Source organism: Sorangium sp. So ce367 (genome assembly GCF_051520455.1).
In the GTDB taxonomy this organism is placed as follows: Bacteria; Myxococcota_A; Polyangia; order Polyangiales; family Polyangiaceae; genus Sorangium; species Sorangium cellulosum_B.
Genome location: NZ_CP150334.1, coordinates 2,831,490 through 2,850,848, shown reverse-complemented (window position 1 = coordinate 2,850,848; position 19,359 = coordinate 2,831,490). Strand labels below are relative to the sequence as shown.

16 protein-coding genes are annotated in these 19,359 nt (G+C 74.4%); 13 read left to right on the top strand and 3 right to left on the bottom strand.

Annotated elements, in window-relative coordinates:
• The first annotated feature begins 125 nt into the window (after nucleotides 1-125).
• Genes WME97_RS11100 through WME97_RS11085 form a run of 4 tightly spaced genes read left to right on the top strand, consistent with a single transcriptional unit; the run spans nucleotide 126 to nucleotide 4,493 of the window.
• Nucleotides 126-647: a hypothetical protein gene (locus WME97_RS11100; RefSeq protein ID WP_437551870.1), complete on the top strand. Its 522-nt coding sequence runs from the start codon at nucleotides 126-128 to the stop codon at nucleotides 645-647.
• Nucleotides 644-2,218, top strand: a complete 1,575-nt coding sequence (locus WME97_RS11095; protein WP_437551869.1) for a GMC family oxidoreductase N-terminal domain-containing protein — start codon at nucleotides 644-646, stop codon at nucleotides 2,216-2,218. The genes WME97_RS11100 and WME97_RS11095 overlap by 4 nt, the downstream gene beginning before the upstream one ends.
• A gap of 59 nt (nucleotides 2,219-2,277) precedes the next feature.
• Nucleotides 2,278-3,381, top strand: coding sequence for a low-specificity L-threonine aldolase (gene ltaE / locus WME97_RS11090; protein ID WP_437551868.1), 1,104 nt, complete (start codon nucleotides 2,278-2,280; stop codon nucleotides 3,379-3,381).
• On the top strand, nucleotides 3,378-4,493 hold the full coding sequence (locus tag WME97_RS11085; RefSeq protein ID WP_437551867.1) for a tetratricopeptide repeat protein: 1,116 nt from the start codon (nucleotides 3,378-3,380) through the stop codon (nucleotides 4,491-4,493). The genes ltaE and WME97_RS11085 overlap by 4 nt, the downstream gene beginning before the upstream one ends.
• A 48-nt stretch (nucleotides 4,494-4,541) precedes the next feature.
• Here the strand turns inward: WME97_RS11085 and WME97_RS11080 are convergent, their stop codons facing one another.
• Nucleotides 4,542-4,934: a hypothetical protein gene (locus tag WME97_RS11080; protein ID WP_437551866.1), complete on the bottom strand. Its 393-nt coding sequence runs from the start codon at nucleotides 4,932-4,934 to the stop codon at nucleotides 4,542-4,544.
• A gap of 278 nt (nucleotides 4,935-5,212) precedes the next feature.
• On the opposite strand from WME97_RS11080, the gene WME97_RS11075 reads away from it, so the two are divergent.
• From WME97_RS11075 to trxA, 8 genes are all read left to right on the top strand, one after another.
• A complete protein-coding gene (locus WME97_RS11075; protein ID WP_437551865.1) occupies nucleotides 5,213-6,055 on the top strand; it encodes a hypothetical protein in 843 nt (280 codons plus the stop codon).
• Nucleotides 6,056-6,129: 74 nt separating this feature from the next.
• Nucleotides 6,130-8,091, top strand: a complete 1,962-nt coding sequence (locus WME97_RS11070) for an FHA domain-containing protein (protein WP_437551864.1) — start codon at nucleotides 6,130-6,132, stop codon at nucleotides 8,089-8,091.
• Nucleotides 8,088-9,890, top strand: coding sequence for a Stp1/IreP family PP2C-type Ser/Thr phosphatase (locus WME97_RS11065; protein ID WP_437551863.1), 1,803 nt, complete (start codon nucleotides 8,088-8,090; stop codon nucleotides 9,888-9,890). The genes WME97_RS11070 and WME97_RS11065 overlap by 4 nt, the downstream gene beginning before the upstream one ends.
• Nucleotide 9,891: 1 nt before the next feature.
• On the top strand, nucleotides 9,892-11,001 hold the full coding sequence (locus WME97_RS11060; RefSeq protein WP_437551862.1) for a S1 family peptidase: 1,110 nt from the start codon (nucleotides 9,892-9,894) through the stop codon (nucleotides 10,999-11,001).
• Entirely contained in the window at nucleotides 11,001-12,656 is a 1,656-nt protein-coding gene (locus WME97_RS11055; protein ID WP_437551861.1) for an FHA domain-containing protein, read from the top strand. The genes WME97_RS11060 and WME97_RS11055 overlap by 1 nt, the downstream gene beginning before the upstream one ends.
• A gap of 16 nt (nucleotides 12,657-12,672) precedes the next feature.
• A complete protein-coding gene (locus WME97_RS11050; RefSeq protein WP_437551860.1) occupies nucleotides 12,673-14,202 on the top strand; it encodes an ABC transporter permease subunit in 1,530 nt (509 codons plus the stop codon).
• Entirely contained in the window at nucleotides 14,199-15,191 is a 993-nt protein-coding gene (locus WME97_RS11045) for an ABC transporter permease (RefSeq protein ID WP_437551859.1), read from the top strand. Before WME97_RS11050 ends, WME97_RS11045 begins: the two co-directional genes overlap by 4 nt.
• A 147-nt stretch (nucleotides 15,192-15,338) precedes the next feature.
• Nucleotides 15,339-15,995 carry a thioredoxin gene (trxA, locus tag WME97_RS11040; protein ID WP_012234670.1) on the top strand — a complete coding sequence of 219 codons (657 nt, stop codon included), beginning with the start codon at nucleotides 15,339-15,341 and terminating at the stop codon, nucleotides 15,993-15,995.
• A 73-nt stretch (nucleotides 15,996-16,068) separates the two neighbouring features.
• Here trxA and larC read toward each other — a convergent pair whose 3' ends face one another.
• Nucleotides 16,069-17,565: a nickel pincer cofactor biosynthesis protein LarC gene (gene larC, locus WME97_RS11035; RefSeq protein ID WP_437551857.1), complete on the bottom strand. Its 1,497-nt coding sequence runs from the start codon at nucleotides 17,563-17,565 to the stop codon at nucleotides 16,069-16,071.
• 67 nt (nucleotides 17,566-17,632) lie between these two features.
• Nucleotides 17,633-18,385: a nickel pincer cofactor biosynthesis protein LarB gene (larB, locus tag WME97_RS11030; RefSeq protein ID WP_437551855.1), complete on the bottom strand. Its 753-nt coding sequence runs from the start codon at nucleotides 18,383-18,385 to the stop codon at nucleotides 17,633-17,635.
• Between the two features lie 165 nt (nucleotides 18,386-18,550).
• Here larB and WME97_RS11025 point away from each other — a divergent pair, with 165 nt between their 5' ends.
• Nucleotides 18,551-19,303 (top strand): hypothetical protein, encoded by a 753-nt coding sequence (locus WME97_RS11025; RefSeq protein ID WP_437551853.1) that lies wholly within the window; start codon nucleotides 18,551-18,553, stop codon nucleotides 19,301-19,303.
• Nucleotides 19,304-19,359 lie beyond the last annotated feature (56 nt).

The window sequence follows — 19,359 nt, the reverse complement described above, 5'->3', positions numbered from 1 at the left end:
CGTTCTGCAATGGCACGCGAACAGCCCGTCCGCGTGGCCGAGCCAAGCGCCCGGGATCACCCGACCCCGTCGCGCGCCGCCTTCGACCTCGGCGCTGCGTCGATCCGGGCTAGGCTCTCGCGGCCATGCAAGAGGACGGGGGAGGGAGCGCGCCCGGGCGCGCCGCGCGAGGGATCGAGCGGTGGGAGCGCGCCGGGCGCGGGCTCTCGCCGTGGGCGCGGCGCGTCGCGCGGGCCGCCGCCGAGGCGATGCTCTGCGACGAGGACGAGCGCGGGGAGCTCGCCCCGCCGGGCGCCGAGGTGTGCGAGCGCGCGGTCGCGGCGCTGGATCTCGCGCTCCGGCAGGGCAGCCCCGAGACCCGGCGCAGCTTCGCGCTGCTGGCCGCCTGCCTCGAGCTGCTGCCGCCCTTCGTGATCGGCGCCTTCGGCCGGATGAGCCGGCTCTCGCTCGGCCGGCGGCTCGCGTACCTGGAGGCGCTCGAGTCGAGCCGCTCCGGGCTCCTCGCGATGCTGCTCCTCGCCTTCAAGGTGCCGATGTGCATCGCGGCCTTCGAGGAGGGCGCGGAGCTCGCGCTGACGGGCTTCGACCGCGAGAGCACCGCGGCGCGGCGCAGGCTGCCGGGGCTCGGCGCCGGGGGCGGCGCGTGAACGGCGGCATCGCGTCGAGCGAGCCGATCGTCAGCGGGCGCGACCTGCCCGCGGGGTTCGACGAGCCGTGCGACGTCGTCGTGGTCGGCTCCGGCGCCGGCGGCGCGGTCGTCGCCGCGCTGCTCGCCGAGGCGGGGCGGCGCGTGATCGTGCTGGAGGAGGGCCCCTACGTTCGCCCTGACGACTACCAGCGCTGGAAGCCCAGCGAGTCGGTGCGGCGGCTGTTCCGCGAGGCCGGCCTGTTCACGGCGTTCGGCGTGGGCCAGACGCCGATGATCTCGCTCACCCTGGGGCGCGCCGTCGGCGGATCGTCGGTCGTAACCGGCGGGGTGTGCTTCCGCATCCCGGGCAGCGTCCACGCGCGGTGGACCCGCGACCTCGGCCTCGACGAGCTGTCGGAGCGCGCCCTCGAGGCGGCGTACGACAGCGTCGAGCATCGGCTAGAGGTCCGCGAGGTCCCCGAGGCGCTGCGCTCCGCCTCGACGGCGCGGCTCGTCGAGGGGGCGAGCCGGCTCGGCATCCCGATGCGCCCGCTCCGCCGCAACACCGGCGACGCGTGCGAGGGCAACGGCCGGTGCAACTTCACCTGCCCCGCCGGGGCGAAGCGCTCGGTCGACGTCGCCTACCTGCCGTCGGCGACCGCGCATGGCGCGCGCGTGGTCGCCGACGCGCTGGTCGAGCGGATCAGCGTGAAGCGCGGGCGCGCCGTAGGCGTCGAGGGGAGGCTGCTCGGCGGCGAGCCGGGGGCCCCGCCGCGCCGGTTCCGGGTGCGCGCGAAGGCCGTCGTCGCCGCGTGCGGCACGCTGCACACGCCGCTGCTCCTCCGCACGGCGGGCGCGTTCGGGGCGAGCTCCGGGCTCGGCGACGGCGTGACGCTGCACCCCGCGGTGCGCGTTGTCGCCCGGTTCGACGACGCGCTCAACGGCTGGGACGGCGCGCTCCAGAGCGTCTACTCCGACCACTTCGACGCCGAGGGGATCAAGCTCGTCGGCGTCTACTCGGCGGTGAACGTGCTCGCGGCGGGCCTGCCCGGCGTCGGGCCCGCGCTGCGGCGTCGCGCCGCCGCGCTGTCGCGCTGCGCCGTCTTCGGTGCCATGATCCACGACGAGGGCGGCGGCCGCGTCCGCCCCGGCCCCGGCCGGGAGCCGCTCGTCTCGTACGCGATGGCGCCGCGCGACCTCGCGCGGCTCCGCCGGTCCATCACGATCCTCAGCGAGATGGCGCTCGCCGCCGGCGCGCGCGAGGTCTACACCGCGCTGCTCGGCGCGCCGCCGGTCACGTCGATGGACGCCGCGCGCGCGGCCGAGCGCGAGGCCATCGACACGCGCCGCATCGAGTGCATGGCGTTCCACCCGCTCGGGAGCGCGCGGGTCGCGAACGATCCGCGGCGCGGGATCGTCGATCAGAGCGGCGAGTGCTTCGCGCTGCCGGGGCTCTTCGTCGCCGACGGCTCGATCCTCCCCACGAGCATCGGCGTGAACTCGCAGGTGCCGATCATGGCGATGGCGACGCGCATCGCGTGGCGGATGGCCGAGCGGTTCCCGCGGCTCGCGGCGGCGAGCCCCGCGTAGCGGGCGCGGCGCCACGCGGTGCTACAACGTCGGCCGACGCCGACAGCCGAGGTTCCAGGATGCAAGCGACGATCGATCTCCGCTCCGACACCGTCACCCGGCCGACCACGGCCATGCGCGCCGCCATGGCCGCGGCCGAGGTCGGTGACGACGTGTACCGGGAGGATCCCACCGTGCGGGCGCTCGAGGAGCGCGTCGCGGAGCTCACGGGCAAGGAGGCGGCGCTCTTCGTGCCGAGCGGGACGATGGGCAACCAGATCGCGCTCCTCTGCCACACGCAGCGCGGCGACGAGGTGATCGCGGGCGAGGGCGCGCACTGCGCGTTCTACGAGAGCGGCGCCGCGCCCGCCTGGAGCGGCGTGCAGTTCGTCTTCGCCGGGCGCGGCGGCCTGTTCAAGGCGGCCGACGTCGAGGACGCGATCAAGCCGCCGCAGTACTACCTCCCGCGCACGCGCCTCGTCGCGATAGAGAACACCCACAACCGCGCGGGCGGCCGCGTCTTCCCGCAGGAGAACGTGCTCGCCATCGCGTCGGTCGCGCGCGCGCACGGGCTCGCGCTGCACCTCGACGGGGCGCGCCTCTGGAACGCGGCGGTCGCCACCGGTCGAACGCCCGCCGAGCTCGCCGCGCCGTTCGACACGGTGAGCGTCTGCTTCTCGAAGGGCCTCGGCGCGCCCGTCGGCTCCGCGCTGTGCGGCAGCGCCGACGTGGTCCGCGCCGCGCTGCGCTTCCGGAAGATGCTCGGCGGCGGCATGCGGCAGGCCGGCGTGCTGGCGGCCGCCGCCCTGTACGCGCTCGCGCACCACCAAGGCCGCATCGCCGAGGACCACGAGGCCGCGCGCGCCATCGCGCGGGCGCTGCGCGCGGCGGCCCTTCGCGCGGTGGCGCGGTCCGCGACGGGCGCGCCGCCCGCGACGATCGAGGAGCCCGAGACGAACATCCTCTACATCGAGACGCCCGGCATCCCCGCGGAGCGGCTCGTCGAGGCCGCCGGGCGGCGCGGCGTGCTCGTGGGGGCGACGGGCCGGAGCGCCGTCCGCGCCGTGACCCACCTCGATCTCGCGCCGGAGCAGGTCGCGCCCGCGGCGAGCGCCCTCGCCGAGGCGCTCGCCGAGGTGCTGGCGCTGCCGCGCGATCGCGGCGCCGAGGGCGCGCGCGCATGAGCCGCCGCCCCAGGAACGCCCCCGCGCCGGCGCTCGCCCTCGCGATCGCGATCGCCGCGCTGCTCGGCCCCGCGTGCGCGCCGGCGCGCGGCGACGCCTACCTCACCGCGATGACCGCCGGCGAGCGCGCCTACCACGCGGGGCGCTACCGCGAGGCGGCCCGCTCGTTCGACGACGCCGCGTCGCAGGCGCTGCGCGTGAAGGACCGCGACGAGGCGCGCCTCATGCAGGCGCGCTCGTTCGAGCGCGCGGAGTCCTGGGGCGAGGCGCGCGCGTCGTACGAGCGGCTGCTCGCCGACTCGCCGCGCGGGCCGCGCTCGGAGCGCGCGGAGTTCGAGCTCGCCGATCTCGCGATCGAGCACGGCGACGCGGACGCGGGCTACGCGATGCTGCTGGCGGCGACGCTGCGCCGCCCGTCGCACGGGCTCGCGCGCAACGCGCTGAAGCGGCTCATCCAGCGCGAAGAAGACCGCGCCGGCGCGGCGGGCGCGCTCGCGTGGCTGCGGCAGCACGGCCCCGCGCTCCGCGGGACGGAGCTCGATCAGGACGTCGCCTACCACACCGCGCTCCTCCTCGAGCGGAGCGGAGATCGAGAGGCCGCGCTGCGCGCGCTCGTCGCCGCCGCGCGCGCGCACCCGTATCCGGTCGGCAGCTTGACGGACGACGCCCTGTTCCACGCGGCGGAGCTCGCCGCGTCCCTCGGGCGCCCCGAGGAGGCCATCGGCTACCTGAGGGAGATGCTCTCGGCGCGCGAGCCAGCCGTCACCGGCAGCTACGACCGCGAGAAGTTCGACGACGCGCAGCTCGAGATCGCGCGCCTCTACCGCGACGCGCTCGGCGATCGCGCGGCCGCGCGCCGCGAGCTGCGCAAGCTCTACACGGACCACCCCGCGTCCATCCTGCGCGACGACGCGCTCTGGGCCGAGGCGAAGCTGTGGCGCGAGGAGGGTCGGAGCGAGGAGGCGTGCGCCACCGCGGCGCGGATTGCCCGGGAGCTCCCCGACTCGCGCTACGCGCGCTGCGCGCACGCGATATGTCCGTCGCTCCCTGCGGCGCCTCGCCCGTGCGCGGACTACATCCTCCGCGAGCTCGACGGCGGCAAGGACCCCTGACGCGGGGACGCCGCGCGGCGCGCCGCCGCGGCGGCGGGCCGACCGCGCTCAGTCGTCCTCGTCGTCCTCGGGCTCCAGCTCGGCGTCGTCGTCGCCGTCCTCGTCCTCGTCGTCGTCGGCAAGGTCGTCGTCGTCGGCCTCGTCGAGGTCGTCGTCGTCCTCGCGCGGCTCGTACTTCAGATCGATGCCGATGTCGCCGAGCTGGGTCTCGAGGAGCTCGAAGAGCTCGTCCACGTCGTCGCCCCCCCACTCGTCGAGCACGTCGGTCAAGAACTCAAAAAAATCACCGCTGTCCAGACGACGCTCGATCTCTTCGACCTGCTCCTCCGAGAACGCCTCGAGGACGTCCTCGCGCAGCGCTTCGGTGTCGCCTTCCTCAACGGCATCCGCCGCAGAGAGGCGGATCTGCTTTACGGCACGCTTGTCGAGGTGAATCTCCATGAAGGTGGCTTCGTTTAGGCGACCCTCGCAGCTGCCGTCAAGCGGCGTATGGTGTCGAGCTTCAAGAGACCGCTCGCCTCCCCCTTCCGTCGCGTCTTTTCCTGGGGGGCGCGCGAGACGCGAAGGAGGCACGGCGGGCACGGCGGGCACGTAGAGGAGCGGAGGTGCCCCAGGCGGCCGCGCGCGCCCACGTCGGAGGTCGGCGCGGGCGCGCTCCCGCGCCCGCGCGACGGAGGAGCGTTGCCGGCGGCAGATCTCTCGCGTATCTCAAACGACTCGTGCGTTTGCGATCTCCGCCCGGCGCGCTCTCGGCCGCGATCATCGCGGCCGGCGCCCTGCTGTCCTTGACAGCGCGGGCCGCGCCTCCGCACCCCCGGGCCGAGGGCGCCCTCCACGACGCCGCGCCAGGCGCTCCCGCCGGCGGCCGGACGGGAGGAGGCCCCGGCGAAGGGGCCGAGGACGGCCGCGCCACGCCCGACGGGAGCGCTCGGCTCGACGCGGCAGCGGGCGAAGCCGCCGCCGAGCACGAGCCAGCGCCTGCCGTCAAGCCGCGCGTCGAGCTCGCCTCCCGACCGCCGCCGCTGCACGTCGAGTACGTGCAGTACGGCGTCGCCCTCGTGGCCGAGATGAGCCTCGATCCTGGCGCTGCCTGCCCGCGCTCCGGGCCCCTCTACGCGTGCATCCTGGGCAGCGGAGGCGGGCTCGCGATCCGCGGCGGATACCGCTCGCCGGGCCCCTGGTACTTCGGCGGCGCGTACCAGTTCACCAAGATGGACTCGAGCAACCTCTACCGGCTTGGAATCTTCCAGCAGCTCCGGGCCGAGATGAGGTACCTGCCAGACATCGGCTACCGGGCGGCTCCCTACTTTTCCGCCGGCATCGGCGGCGTCGCCTACGGGAACGAGTGGGGCGTCGAGACGGGCGGCGCGCTCATCTTCGGCGGCGTCGGGGTCGAGCTGGAGGTCTCGCGCCGCGCGGTGCTCGGCGTCAGCTGCGTGTACCGGCCGGTGCTCCTCGCTGGCTGGAGGGACACGGCCAACTACGAGCGGGCCACCGCCATCGCGCAATTCGTCGGCTTCGAGCTCCTTCTCGAGGTGCGGACCGAGGTCGGCCGGCGCTGAGCGGTTCCCCTGTCCGCTCGAGAGAACGCACCGGCTACTTGACTCGACCGTCGCTCCGCGGTCCCCTCGGCAGCGTGATCTGCGATGTGTGCGGCCGCGACAACGCTGGCGATCTGACGTTCTGTCAGGATTGCGGCCGACGGCTGAAGGCTCGAGAGGCGCGGGTCGTCCCGCCGACGCCGCCGAGCGGCTTGCCGCAGGTGTCGCTCCCGGCCCTGCCCGCGCCCGCGCAGGCCGAGGCGCCGCCGGCGAACGACGCCCGCGCGGCCGCCAGGGCGCCGGGGCCTCGCGGCGCGCCGGGGCGCCTTCGCCCGGAGGCGCCCGTGTTCTCCTTCAGCCCGCTCAGCGCGGCGAGGACGGAGCCAGCGATGCCGGCGGTGCACGGCCGCGCCGAGGGCGCCACGCGCCCGGCGCGCGAGGGCGCCGCGACGCCGGATGCTGGCGCGCTGGACAGCGCGATCCAGATGGTGCCGGCCCTGCAAGGGCCGAGGGTCACCGAGCGGGGTGACGCGCCCGGGACGCCCGCGACGCCCTCGATCACCGACGCGATCCTGGGGCTCTCCTGCGCGAACTGCAACGGGGAGAACCCTCCGGGCTACCGCTTCTGCGTTACGTGCGGCGCGGCGCTGAACAGGAGAGAAGGCGGAGCGCCGGCGGGCGCCCCGCAGCCGGCGAGCCAGGTGTCGAAGCGCGCCAGGGGAGAGCGCGGCGAGCCAGGCACCGCGCTCTCCCCTGGCGCGCCGTACATGGCGCCCCCGCCCCACGAGGAGATCGGGACGACCGCGCGAGGTCTCCACGACGTCACGCCCGCCGCGCCCCGGCACGCGCCGCCCGCGGAGGCCGCGCCGCCGCCAGCGGCGCGCGACGAGCGCTCCGGCGCCGTAGACGCGCATCAACGGGCCGGCGCGCCGGCCAGGCCGGCTCCGCCCCCGCTGCCCCCGGTCGCCCTGCCCCCAGCGCGCCTGCCCCCGCCCGCGGCCAGCGGGAGCAACGCGGACAAGATCGTCGGCTCACCGGTTGTCGACATCGCGTCGTCGCAGCGGGCTCCCGTCCCGCCGGTCGAGTGCGCGCGCTGTCGCGGTCAGTGCCTGGCGGGCACGCGGTTCTGCAAGTATTGCGGTGCGCCCCTCGAGGGCGAGCGGCCCGCCTCCGAGCGCCCATCCAGGGCCGCCTCCGAACGCCCGCAGCCCGCGCCCGCGCTCGCCCCGGACGCCCGGCGCGACCCGCAGCGGCCCCCGCAGACTGCCGAGCCCGCCGGGCCGATCTCGACCGAGGCGAGCAGCGCGCCGCCGGCCTCCCAGCGGCCGCTCGCGCCGCTGCGCGCGTCCCTCTCGGTTCGCCCGCCGGCGTGGGTTCCGGCTGACACCCAGCCGACCCGAGCGCTCGAGGGCAAGCTCATCGTGATCGTCGAAGACGGGACCGAGGGGAAGAGCTTCCCCCTCGCGGGGCCGCAGATCGACATCGGCCGAACCGAGGGGGATATCCTCCTCGAGGACGACCAGTACGTCTCGCCGCGGCACGCGCGGATCATCCCGCAGGAAGGGTCCTGGGTTCTCCGTGACCTGGGCAGCGTCAACCGCATCTACCTCCGCATCCGGAAGACGCACCCCCTCCGAGATGGCGACTTGCTCCTCCTGGGCCTCGAGGTGTTACAGTTTCAGACCGTGAACGACGGCGAGCGAGGCCTCGGCCATGCCATCCAGCATGGAACGTTGCTGTTTGGCTCGCCCGCCATCCACCGCCGGGCGAGACTCTGCCAGCGGACGGTGGAGGGCGTGACGCGGGACGTGTACCACCTCTACCGGGATGAGACGGTGATCGGACGGGAGACGGGAGACATCGTATTCACGGCCGATCCGTTCCTCTCGCGACGCCACGCCGCCATCCGGAGGAACCCGGCCACGGGGGAGTTCACGCTCAGCGACCTGGACTCGTCGAACGGGACCTACGTCGCCATCCGCGAGGACGTCGGCCTCCTCGATCGCGATTTCGTGCGCATCGGGCAGCACCTGTTCCGCGTGGATCTCCCCCGATGAGCGACCAGACCGTCCGCGAAACGCCGACCGAGGCGCTGGAAGTCGAGGGGCTCCCCGGCGCGACGTCCGCAGGAACCGACTCGAGCAGCCACGCCGGCAAGGCGCTTCATGACTCCCCGCACGGCGCCGCGTCGCTCGAGCCCGGCAAGGCGGGGTCTGTGGAAGCAGGCAAGCCCGTGAACTGGAAGCCCCCGCCGCCCAAGACGCGTCCGGCCACGAACGCCGCGCACAAGGCTGGCATCGCCGTGAAGCCCGTGAAGGCGCCCAGCACATCGAGCCCGGAGAAGGTCGGGCGGAAGCTCCCTCCGCCGCCGCGGGTGCGGCTCACCGCAGGCGGGTCGCGCGAGGAGGAAACGGATGGAAGCGCCGCACGGTCGGACGACCTCGGAGACGCAGTGACCCCCGATGCTCCGCCGGCCGCCGCTCAGGCGCACGCCTCGCTCGCGGCCGCCTCGTACGACGGCGCGCTCGACGAGACCCCTGCCGCGGAGGCCGCCCACGGCGGGCGCTTCGCGGGCGAGGCGCCGGGGGGTGGCGAGCCGGACGAGGGCGGGCAGCGCCCCGACGGCATGGACGGCGCGGCGACACCGCCCGACGAGCCGCGTCGCCCCGAGGTCGTGCTCCGGCTGTTCGGCCGGACCGACGTGGGCCAGGTCCGCGAGCACAACGAGGACAACTTCATCGTCGCGGATCTCACGAAGGCGAGCCGCGGCCTGATGGAGATGGATCGCTACCAGGTCGTCGGCGAGCGGGGCGCCCTGCTCGGCGTGTGCGACGGCATGGGCGGCGCCGCGGCCGGCGAGGTCGCGAGCCAGCTCGCGGTCGACATCATCTACCAGCGGATGAGCGTCGCCGGTCCCCCGGAGAACCACGACGAGCTCGCGGCGCGGCTGGTGCAGGCGATCGAGGCGGCGGGCCTCCGGATCTTCAGCGAGGCGAAGCTCGATCGGACCCGGCGGGGGATGGGGACCACCTCGACCATCGCCGCGCTGATGGACGATCACCTGTTCCTCGGCCAGGTCGGCGACAGCCGCGCGTACGTCCTCCGCGGCGATCGGCTCGTGCAGGTGACGCGCGACCAGTCGCTCGTGAACCAGCTCATCGAGGCGGGCCAGCTCACCGAGGAGGAGGCCGAGACCTTCGAGCACAACAACATCATCCTCCAGGCGCTCGGCACCGCGGACTCGGTGCAGGTCGACCTCACCTTCGTGGAGCTCAAGCGGGGCGACACGCTGATGCTCTGTTCCGACGGGCTCTCGGGCATGGTGCGGAACGAGGAGATCCGCGAGGTGCTGCGGAGCGTCGACGATCCGATCGAGGCCTGCAAGGTGCTGACGGATCGGGCCAACCAGGCCGGCGGGCACGACAACATCACGGTGGTGGTCGCGAAGTTCGACGGCGACGGGCTCGCCGTGCCGGAGCTCGAGGACATCGAGGACCTCCGCTACCAGAAGTACGCGCTGCCCGAGCACCTCCTGGCCCAGAACGCCGCCGCGTCCGAGCCGGCGCGCAAGGTGAAGGAGCTCGACGAGAAGAAGATCTCGCAGCGCCCCCCCTCGCCGAAATCGTGGCTGAGCAGCGCGGACAGCGACATGGACGACGACGGGGACGACTACGACCACGTCGCCTCGCCCCTGCCGCCCGACGACGCGCTGGACGAGCGCAATGCCCGCGCGCCCGTCCAGGGCGACGAGCCGATCATGATCCCGACCGACGGCGCGCCGCAGTGGCTGGTGATCTTGATGATCGTGAGCGCCGTCGCGTGCGTTACCATCGCCGGCTACTACCTGCTTCGTTAGGGTGCGCGTAGCGCACGTGCGCGCGCCCCCCACCGCGATGCTGCGCAGCAACGACAAGCGTGGCCGGCAGACCCCGGCCGCCCCGCAGGAAGAGTGGCCCCCCGGGCGCCCCGACGCGGACGGCCGCGTCGACGTCGAGACCGCGCAGCGCATCGTCAAGGATGCCGTCGTGCAGGCGATGCGGCGCGAGGAGAAGGCGCTCGCGCTCGTGCGCGCCAAGGCGGACGAGGCGAGGCGCAAGGTGTCGCGCCACAACCTGCTCCTCGGGCTAGGCGTCGCCGCGGCGCTCGTCGCCGTGGCCGTGGCCTTCGTGGTCACGTACCGATCGCGCCAGGCGGCCGACGCGCTGGCGCGCGAGGTCGGCCTCGGGATCGCGCCGGCGGCGCGCCCGTCGGGCGCGATCCCGGAGCAGGTGCTCTCGGGGCGCGCCATCTTCGAGCAGAACAGGCTGGCGCTCTACGTGATGGGCTACAAGGTGGACAACCGCATCGGCGGTTGCTGCTCGGCGTTCGCCATCGCGCCCGATCTGCTCGCGACGAACGCGCACTGCGTCCGCGACTGCCGCGCCCGCGGCGGCACCTCGATCGTCACGCAGAACGACTCGATGGGGAAGATCCGCTTCCCCATCGTCGCGATGTCGGCCCACCCGGCGTACAAGCCGGGGCAGGCGGGCGCCGGCTCGCCGGACGTCGCCCTGCTCCGGATCGCCGGCAAGGCGACGCGCACGGTGAAGCTCGCGAACGACGCCGAGCTGCGGGCCATCGGGCCGGGCGACGACGCCTACGTCATCGGCTTCCCCGGTCGCCTGATGGACCCGCTGAGCCCCTCGGCGACGTTCCTGGAGGGCCGCATCGGGCGCGTGACCGGCATCGACGAGGAGGCGACGACGCCGGACCGAGCGGTCCTGATCCAGCACGACGCCGTCACGCGCGGGGGCAACAGCGGGAGCCCCATCTTCAACCAGTACGGGCACGTCATCGGCATCCACGCGGCGCACATCGACGACGAGGACAACGTCACGATCGACGGCCGGAAGGCGACGGTGACGCAGAGCTCGCCGTTCCGCATCGGGATGCGGATCGATCTGCTGCAGGGGGTCCCGGCGCCGTGATGTTACGCGTCGTACATACCTTCGGGCGCAACGCCGGCTCTGTGGAGATCCATGACCGGCGCGCGGTGCGCTTCGGTCGAGCGCCGGACAACGACGTCGTCTTCGACCCGAACCACGATCGCGACGCGAGCAGCCACCACGCCGAGGCCCGCCTCGAGGCGGCTGGCTGGGTGCTCTACGACCTCGACAGCCGCAACGGGACCTACGCGGGCGGGCAGCGGATCAAGCGGCACCCGATCGCGTCGGGCGACGAGATCACGTTCGGCGCCAAGGGCCCGCGGGTGCGGCTCGAGCTCGTCGAGCGCCGCGCGTCGGGTCCGCCGCAGGCGCACGCTGTGGCCCATCACCCCTCTCCTGCCGCCGCTTACCCTGCGCCAGTGACGGGCCATCCCGCGCCCGCCGCGTACCCCGTGCCCACTGCGGGCTACTCCGCGCCCGCTGGATACCCGGCGCCCGCCGCGTACCCCGCGCCCGCTGGATACCCGGCGCCCGCTGCGTACCCCGCGCCCGCTGGATACCCGGCGCCCGCTGGATACCCGGCGCCCGCTGGATACCCGGCGCCCGCTGCGTACCCCGCGCCCGCCGCGTACCCGGCGCCCGCTGCCGCCCCCCCTGGGCACGTCCCGGCGGCGCCGCCGGCCGGAGCTCGGCGGGTCGGCGAGCGGACGATCGCCATGATGATCTCCTCGGCCGTCGCGGCCGCCACGGGGCGCGCGAAGCCCCGCGGCACCGTCGAGATCAACGCCATGCTCCACAAGGAGGTGCACGCCGCGACGGCAGGCCAGCGCCGCACGACCTACATCCTCGCCGCGCTCCTCGTGATCGCGCTCGCCAGCCTCGCCGCGCTCATCGTCTACAACCGCTCCTCCCACGACGAGATCAGCCAGCTGCGGGGGGAGCTCGCGGGCCTCTCGCCGGAGGACCCCCGGCGCAAGGAGATCGAGCGCCGCCTCGGGACGCTCCACCCCTCGAACGCGAACTTCGGTCGCAACCTCCACGACCGCTCCAGGAAGGGGATCTTCATGCTCGCCGCCGGGCGCGAGGGGTTCTGCACGGCGTTCGCGGTGCGGCCCTCCGTCCTCGTGACGAACGCCCACTGCATCACCGCGGCCAAGCGCCGCGGCGGCGCGATCGCGGCGCTCGAGAACGAGGGCCGGGGCCAGATAAGCTTCGCCGTGACCGGCATGCGGACGCACCCGCAGTACCGCGACAGCGCGGATCAGCTCACCCCGGACATCGGCACCGTGACGATCGCGGGGCGCGCGGCCGCCGTGCTCGAGCTCGCGACGCGGGAAGAGCTCGCCGCGGCCGGCGCCGGCGACGACGTGTACCTGATCGGCTTCCCGGAGCGGCTCACGGACACCGCGAACCCCGTCGCCACGTTCCTCGCCGCCAACATCGGCCGGATCACGGGCGCGAACGGCCGGCCCGCGCCCGCGGCGGAGGCCTGGCTGATCCAGCACGACGCCCGCAGCACGAGCGGCATGAACGGGAGCCCCATCTTCAACGGCCAGGGCAAGGTCATCGGCATCAACGCCGGCGGGTACCTCGAGGGCAACGACGAGACGATCTCTGGCCAGAAGATGGAGGTGGTAAAGGCCTCCCCCTACAAGTTCGGGATGCGCATCGACCTGCTCGACGCCATCCTGCGCTGACTCCGGGCCGAGAGAGATGCTCCGCCACGCGCTCCGCAGGCTCCTCTGGACGCTGCCGACCCTCGTCGGCGTCTCGCTGCTGACCTTCTTCGTGCTCTCCTTCGTCCCGGATCCGACGGACGATCCGCTGCTCGCCAGCTCGCTCTCCAGCGCGGAGCTCGCGCGGCTCCGCCGGGAGCGCTTCCTCGACCTGCCGCGCTTCATCAACCTGGCGCCGCGCGACGTGCGCCTGCGCGCCCTCGCGGCCGCGCAGGCCATCGCGGCCGGCGGCGACGACGCGGCGGCCGCCGCCGACGAGCTGCGGCGCCTCGGCGGCGCCGCGCTGCCGCACATCCTGCCGCTCGACGCGCTCGCGCCCGAGCCGCGCACCCGCGTCGCGCTCGCGCTCGCGCCCGTCGCGGAGCGGATGGGCCTGCCGCGGGCCGACGACGCCGCGGACCCGGCGCACGCGGTCGCGTTCTGGACGCGCTTCTGGGACGACCGCGGCATCGAGTTCCGGAGCGCGTCGGTCCGGAGCGCCGTGCGGCGCCTGGTCCGCTACGGCTCCGCGTCGCGCGCCGCCGAGCTGCTGGAGCTCGACACGTTCGCCCTGCAGGCGGTGATCGCCGCGCTGCCGCCGCCGCGCGACGCCGCCACGCTCGAGCAGGCGCGCGCCCTCGTCGACGTCGCGGCCCACATCGCGGAGATCGACGACCGGATCGCCCCGGGCGACGACCTCGCGGAGGCCCGCGCGTGCGTCACGCGGTGGAGGTCGTTCTGGAACGTGTACCGCAGCGACTTCGAGGTGTTCACCGGCCCGGCGCAGCTCGCGGCGACCGTGCTCGAGACCCGCTACGGCAAGTGGGCGCTCGGCGCGGTCACCCACCGGCTCGGCGTCGCGGCGACCGGAGAGCCGGTGCTCGACGAGCTCGCGCGGCGCGCGCCCGTCACCCTCGCGCTCGTCTTCGGGGCGATCGCGCTGGCCTACGCCGTGGCGATCCCGCTCGGCGCGCTCAGCGCGGCCTCGCAGGGCCGGCGGAGCGACTCCGCGATCGCGGCCGCCGTGCTCACCGCCGCCGTCCTCCCGACCGCCGTCGTGGCCGTGGCCGCCGCGCTCCTGTCGGGCGGCGCGCGGTCCCTGCTCCTGCCGACGTGCATCATCGCGCTCTCGCTCGTCGCCGCGCCGACGCGGCAGCAGCGCGCCGCGCTCGTCGCGGTCCTCACGCAGGACTTCGTCCGGGCCGCGCGGGCGCGCGGCGCCGGCCCCGCGCGCGCCATCGCCGTCCACGGGCTCCGCAACGCCGTGCTCCCGGTCGTGACGCTCGCCATGCTCGAGCCGCCGATGGCGCTCGGCGGCGCCTTCGTCGTCGAGCGCGTCTTCGAGCTCCACGGGCTCGGCGAGCTCACGCTCCTCGCCGTCCAGGCGCGCGACGTGAGCTGGCTCATGGCCATCTCGATCGGCGCCGCGGCCATCGCCGCGCTCGGCGTGATCGCGACCGATCTCGCCTATGTGCTCGTCGATCCGCGGCTCGGCCCGGCGGTGCTCTCGCGGAGGAGCGAGGCGTGACCCACGCGACCGCGTTCCTCCGCCGGATGGTGGGCAGCAAGCGCGTCGCCATCGGCGCCGTGCTGCTCGGCGTCCTCGCCCTGCTCGCCATCTTCGCCGAGCTCCTCGCCGCCCCCGCGCCCATCGCCTGCTTCGGGCCGGGCCGCGCGGAGATCCTGCCCGCGGTCACCGAGGGCGCCGCGCTCGAGTCGCTCACCGAGGCCGAGCTCAGGGTGCGCTTCGAGGGCTTCGCGATCTGGCCGCCCATCCGCTACGGCCCGGAGCAGCGCACCGACGCCGGCCCGAACGCGTCGCCGTCCCTCGACCACCCGCTCGGCACGGACTTCGAGAGCCGCGATCTCGCCGCGCGGCTGATCTACGGCGCGCGCACGGCGCTCGGCCTGTCGCTCAGCGCGGTGCTCGTGGGCATGTTCCTCGGCGTCGTGCTCGGCGGGCTCGCGGGCACGCTGCGCGGCGTCTGGAACGACGGCCTCGTCCGCCTCGTCGAGACGGTCGACACTTTCCCGGCGATCCTCGTCGTGGCCATCGTGCGGGCGATCGAGCGCGAGCCCTCCGCGCTGTCGCTGGTGCTCGCGGTCGCCTTCGTCCGCTGGGCGGAGATCGCGCGCCTCGTGCGCGCCGAGGTGCTGCGCGCGTCGAGCGAGGAGTACGTGGCGGCCGCGCACGCGCTCGGCAGCACCCGGCTGCGCGTCTTCTACCGCCACATCCTCCCGAACGCGCTCGGCCCCGTGATCGTGAGCTCGGTGCTCGGCGTCGCGTCCGTCGTCCTGCTCGAGGCGGCGATCTCGTTCCTCGGGATGGGCGCGCCCGCGCGCGTGGCCTCGTGGGGGGAGACGCTGGGCCAGGCGGCGCGGCACCCGAGCGAGATCCGGCTGCTCGTCTTCCCTTTCGTGCTGCTCCTGGCGACGGTCGGCGGCTCTTACCTCATCGCCGACGCCCTGCGCGACTCCATCGATACACGCACCGTGCGCGCGCGCGTCCCGCGCTGACGGGGCGGGGCGCGGGGGCCGCACGTCCGCAGGCGCCGCCGGCCGTGCAGCGCTCTCGCGCGCCGAAATTGCGCTGAAATCGCGTTCATCTCCGCGATCTCGGCGGCGGAGCCCTCGCGCCGCTCGATCTCGCAGGAAAGGCCCGCTATGAATTCGCCCGCCATGGCCGTTCCCGAGATCAACGAGCAGGAGTTCGAGCGCGAGGTGCTCCGCAGCGAGTTGCCCGTGCTCATCGATTTCACCGCCACCTGGTGCGGACCGTGCAAGACGGTCGCGCCGGAGGTCGACGCCATCGCGCGCGAGCTCGAAGGCAAGGCCAAGGTGGTCAAGGTCGACATCGACCGGTCGAAGCGCATCGCCACCACGCTGCGCATCCAGGCCGTCCCGACGTTCATGGTCTTTCATCGAGGCCGCCCGGTGGCCGCCGAGCAGGGCGTCCTCAACCGGAAGCAGCTCCGCGAGCTGCTCGATCCGTTCCTCCCGCGCGCCGAGGGCGCCATCCGGGCGGCCGAGCTGGCGCAGCTGATCCGGGAGGGTCAAGTGGTCCCCGTGGATACGCGCGAGACCCCCGCCTACGGCCGCGCCCACATCCCGGGCGCGGTGCACATCCCGATCGAGGAGATCGAGGGCCGGCTCGCCGAGCTCCACATGCTGGCCGGCGCGCCCGTCCTCTATTGCCGCTCCGGCGACAAGTCGAAGGACGTCGCCGCGAAGCTCGCCGAGGAGGGCGTGCCCGTCGCGTTCCTCGAGGGCGGCTTCCTCTCATGGGAAGCTGAGGCGCTCCCGATCCAGCGCCCCGACTGACCGCTACGGCAGGGTGACGCAGCGCCGCTCGGCGAGCTCGGCGCCGCGCGGCAGCACCCTGCGCGGCGCGGCGTCACCCCTTGGCGGCCGACAGCGCCGCCGAGACGACCTCGCGCACCGGCACGCCGTGCGTCCTCGCCGCCGCGGCGCAATCGTCGAACTCCGGCTTGATCTGCGGCGGCCCGAACGGCCCCTCGCTGATCTTCACCCGGATGGCTCCGTACGCCGTCTGCACCGTGACGATCCGCCGCGGCCGCTCGGTGCGCGCGACCGGGATCTTCCGTAGCCCGATGCTGGTCGTCTCGCGGAGCAGCGCCGTCGCGACGGCGTCGGCCTGGGGGGCGGCCGCGAGCGCCGCGATCGTCAGGGCGGGGCGCCCTTTCTTCATGGTGATCGGCGCCGCCCAGGCGTCGAGCGCGCCCGCCGCGAACAGCGCCTCGATCGCATGCCCTGCCACCTCGCCCGTCAGATCGTCGACGTTCGCCTCGACGATCACGTGCGACGCGCTGCCGAGGCTCTCGTCTCCACCAGTGCGCGTCCCGAGCACGACCCGCAGCAGGTTGGGGCGGTCCGGCAGCTCGCGCTGACCGGCGCCGAAGCCGATCCGATCGGGGGCGAACGTCGGCCAGCGCTCGAACCGGGTCGCCAGCGTGGCGATGATGGCCGCGCCGGTGGGCGTGACCAGCTCGGCGTCGAGCTCGACGCCGTAGGTCGGGACGCCGCGGAGGCACGCGACCGCCGCGGGCGGCGGCAGCGGGAGGATCCCGTGCCGCGCCTTCACGAACCCGCGCCCCATGGGCAGCGGCGATCCGACGACCTCCGCCCCGATGTGCACGATCGCCGCGGCGGCGCCCACGATGTCGACGATCGCGTCGACGGCGCCGACCTCGTGGAAGTGCACGTCTTCCAGGCGGATCCGGTGCACGGCGGCCTCCGCCTCGCCGAGGCGCCGGAAGATCCGGCGCGCCAGCGCGGCGACCGGTGGATCGAGCGGCGCGGCGGCGAGCATGGCGTCGATGGATCCGTAGGTGCGCTCCGGCTGCGGCGCCTCGACGTGCACGTCGAACGAGGTCGCCACGATGCCGCTTCGATGGGCGTGCCCGCGGTGCAGGTGGAACCCATCGAGCGGCAGCGCGGCGACGGCGCGCTCGATGACGAGGAGGGGCACCCCGAGATCGAGCAGCGCGGCGATGGTCATGTCGCCCGCGATCCCGCTGAAGGCGTCGAAGAACAGGACCTTGCCCGTGCCCGCGCCCTCCTCGAGGAGCGGCGCGCGCGGATGGTCGTGCGCGTGCCCGTGGTCGTGATGGCCCTCGTGCGCGTGCACGTGATGGCCCTCGTGCGCGTGCCCGTGGTCGTGATGGCCCCCGTGCGCGTGCCCGTGATCGTGATGGCCCTCGTGCCCGTGTCCGTGGTCGTGATGGCCCTCGTGCGCGTGCCCGTGATGGCCCTCGTGCGCGTGCCCGTGATGGCCCTCGTGCGCGTGCCCGTGGTCGTGATGGCCCCCGTGGTGGAGCTCGTCTCCGTGCGCATCCCCGTGCGCGTGGTCGTGATCGTGCCCGTGTCCCATCTCTCGCCTTCTCCGTTCCCCGGGCGCCTTCGCGGCGCGGCGCTCCCGCGGTCGCGCTCGTTCCGAGCTACTCCTTCGGCAACATGCGATGCGCCACCATCGCCGCGCCGAAGCCGCTGTCGATGTTGACCACGGCGACTCCAGAGGCACACGACGTGAGCATGGCGAAGAGCGGGGTGAAGCCGCCCAGGGCAGTGCCGTAGCCGACCGACGTCGGCACCGCGATCACCGGCGCCGCCACGAGCCCGCCGACCACGCTGGGCAGCGCGCCTTCCATGCCCGCGACAACGATCACGGCCGACGCCTTGCGCAGCTCCTCGACGCGATGGAGGAAGCGGTGCAGCCCCGCGACCCCCACGTCGTACAGCCGCTTCGCCTCGAGGCCCACGGCGCGCAGCGTCTCGATGGCCTCCTCGGCGACCGGCAGATCGCTCGTGCCCGCGGTCACGACGGCGACCGCCCCGGCGGTGCGCTTCGGCGGCGGCGCGACCTCGATGCTGCCGGTCCGCGCGAGGGGCACATAACGGAACGCGGGCAAGAGCGCCGAGACCGCCGCGCCCTTCGCGGCGTCGACCCGGGTCACGAGCACGTTCTGCCCCGCCCCCGAGATCTCCCCGGCGATCAGGGCGATCTGCTCGGGTGTCTTCCCTTCGCCGAAGATCACCTCGGGGACGCCCTGCCTGAGCGCGCGGTGGTGATCGACGGTCGCGACGCCCAGGTCCCGGAAAGGCAGCCCTCGGAGGGCATCGAGCGCCTCCTCGACGGCAAGCTCGCCGGCCCGAACGCGCTCAAGCATCTCCCGGACGAGGCGCGGCTCCATGCGCGCAGCCGCTTAGCGCGGCGGCGTCCCCAGAGCAAACGTTCCGCCCCGCCTGCCCAGCGGCACCCGGAAGAGCCCTTGTGTGGGCCGCTGGAGCCGTCCTGGTCAGGAAAAGGTCCAGGCACTTTGCTCAGGAGGGGGCGACAGGACTACTTTCGGCGCCGCGTGCCCGCCTTCGTCGCTCCCCTCGTCGGCTTTGCTCTCGGTGCGCTGCTCGCCTGGTTCAGCGCTGCAGCCCCTCACCGCCTGGGCGCGCTGCGCGCGTCGGAGCCTCGGCTGGCGCCGGGCGCGCGCGCTCGGCCGCTCGCGCTCGTCTCCTTGTTCGCCTGCCTCGTCTTCGCGCCGGTTTGCGCGTACTTCCTGGTGTTCGCCCCTGATTGGAGCTTCGCGTACCTCGTCGACACGCGTCGCATCCCGTCCGCCGTCGACCTCGTGCTCGTCCTCGTCAACGCCGCCTCGGTGCCCGCCGGGTTCGCCGCCGCGAATCGCTTCGCCGGGAGCGCTGGCGGCAGGTGGACCGCGCAGCGCGCGGTCCATGCGCTCGCCGTCCTCGCCGGCGCGCCGCTGTCGATCGCCTTGTTCGCCGTCCTGGCCCTGTCCCGGCGGCTCGCGCTCGACGGCACCTACCGGCAGGTTGAGGGCGACTTCGGCGTCCACCCGGTCGCCGGCGGTCCGCTCGGGTATGCGCTCCTCTGGATGTACACCATGCTGGCCGGCGGCTTCGCTGTCACCGTGAGCGCCCTGCTCCGGCGCGAGCCCCCGGGCGGCGCGCCGAAGGTCGAGCCCTCCCCCGGCGCGCGCCCCCGCGCCGTCCCGAGTGAGCCAGCGCCTGAGGTCGTTCCCCCCCGGCCCGCCTCGACACGCCCTCAGCGTCGGCTCGGCGTCGGCAGCGGCGGGCGCTCGAACCGGCCGGGCTGAGACGCCCCTGGTGCGCGCGGGGCTGACGCCCCTGGTGCGCGCGCGCGGAGGCGACC